This window comes from Slackia sp., from assembly GCF_977041755.1.
In genome coordinates, this window is the sequence record NZ_CDRRGL010000213.1 from 1 (window position 1) to 2,045 (window position 2,045).

The window sequence follows — 2,045 nt, forward strand, 5'->3', positions numbered from 1 at the left end:
CTTCAGGCCCTCGAAGCCGCTTTCCTTGCGGAACCTGCGCCACCAGGTTTCGAAGTTGTGCAGGTCGAACCAGCCGCCGACGTTGGAGCAGAACACGGGCGTCTCGTCGGCCTGCTCAAGCCCGAGCATCGAGAGGTAGCCCGCCTGTTCACTCTTCCACCGCGCCAAGCGGCGCACGGTTTTCGCGTCAAGCGATATTGTTCTCAACCCCGCTTTGGTCTTCGGCGCTTTGATTTCGCCGTACTGCGTGAGGCTTTGGGCCACGCGAAGCGACGCGCCTTCCAAATCGACCGCGCCCCACGCGAGCCCGAACACCTCGCCGCGCCTCATGCCCGTGGCGAGCGCGAGCCGCACGGCCAAGACGCTTGAAATATCTTTCACGCCTAGAATCTTGCCACGTCCTTCGGTTGCCTTCCATTCGCATTGGCGAGCCTCCTTCGCCCTTATTCGGTCATATGCCGCCGCTTCCGCATCATCTAGCGCGGAGAGCAGAGAACGGCCCTCAGAAACGCTTAGAGAGCGCCGTTCGACGTCTTCGGGCTTCGGCGTCTCCACCCTGTCGCACGGGTTGCGCATGATAATGTCGTAGTTGACGGCCTTTTCCATCACTTGGCGGAATGTGGCGTGAACCTCGCGCATGGTGCGCGCCGCCACGGGCGAACCCTTGCGCCCTTCCTTCGCCGCGCGTATATCGTCGAGGACGGCCTCGACCACCTGCGGCGTCACCTCGGTAACGGGCAGCTCGCCGATGCGGGCGCATATGTCGCGGACGTTGCGCCGCTCCATCCTAACGCGCTGCTCGCCGATGCGCCCCGAGGCCTCTTTAGCGGCCTGCCACTGCTTGGCGAACTCGCCGAACGTGACTTTGCCCGCATCGACGCGCAGGCCGTTCTCATGGTCGCGCACGATGTCGTCGCGAACCTTCTTCGCTTCGGCCTTCGTGCCGTTCACGACCTGCGTAACCCTGCGGCGCTTGCCCGTTATCGGGTCGTTGCCGAGGCTCACCGCCACGCGCCACTTATTGCGGCCGAGCTGCTGAATGCTGCCGTCTCCTTTTGTCATTGCTCATTTCCTCCTTCCTGGTCTCGCGTCCTGCGTTTCCCTCTATCCATCACGCCCACATGGGGCGGGAGTGGCTATTTGTTGCGCTTGCCCTTTTTAAATTCGGCCATCGCCTGTTCAGGCGTCCACCAGTCGGGGGCTTTTTGCTTTTCCCTGCGGTAGTCTTTCATGCATTGCAAGCATTTATCACAGCAGTAAATACTTGTCGATTGCTTGCGCCCCCAGTCGGTGCGTGATCGTTTTTCTTTGAACGGATGGCCGCACCATGCGCAACGCTTCCACTCGGCATCACTTAATGCCGTGTCGGCTATCTGGTTGGCAATTGCGTTCGCTAAAATGAAATCAACGTTTTGATGTTCTATAGGTAGATAGCTGCGTCCGCCGTTCGCGAACATCGCAGCAGCGCCATCAATGGAAATGGGAGAAATTAGGCAGTCTATGCGCCGTGCAGCGTTAATTTGTCCAATTAGCCTTTTTTGCCTCATTGTCGCGTTTCCCTCGACTTTTGCGAAAATGGCTCGCGTTTGTTCTTGCATGAACGAAACGGCGAGCTTCGCCTCGTCAAGTGAGACAACCTGCATAAAAGACGGTTCTTTTTCCTCTATTAATAATTTCGCCGCATGGTCGGTTTTTGCGCATGCGCTTCTAAATGTGTCGTAGCTCTCGCGTTTGTCTACAGGCCCCTTTCGTAACAGTGAAAAAGGGTCGAATGCTGACGCTATGCGTAGCGGATGGAACAGCATGCCCCATTGTTTGGCAAACTCTACGATTTCGTCGTTGTTGTCAGGATTGCAAACAAGTAGTTCGTGGCTAAAGAATTCCGTGGGGAGTTTTTCCAGGTATTCGGCATTCTCCCAAGGGACAAACAAGCAAAGCACGCCATTTATGACCGTTATCCCTTCGGCTAAATACCACTCTGACGGATATTTCCAAGTATTCATGTACCCACCTAAGAAAATGATTTTACAAGTGGGTACGGTACA

Annotated in this window: 2 protein-coding genes; both read right to left on the minus strand. The window is 56.5% G+C overall.

Features of this window, described 5'->3' with window-relative positions:
- The coding region (locus ACWI8T_RS09620) for a site-specific integrase (protein ID WP_449138791.1) at positions 1 to 1,062 on the minus strand (1,062 nt) is incomplete at its 3' end.
- Between the two features lie 74 nt (positions 1,063 to 1,136).
- Positions 1,137 to 2,045: hypothetical protein (locus ACWI8T_RS09625; RefSeq protein ID WP_449138792.1), on the minus strand; the 909-nt coding region annotated here is incomplete at its 5' end.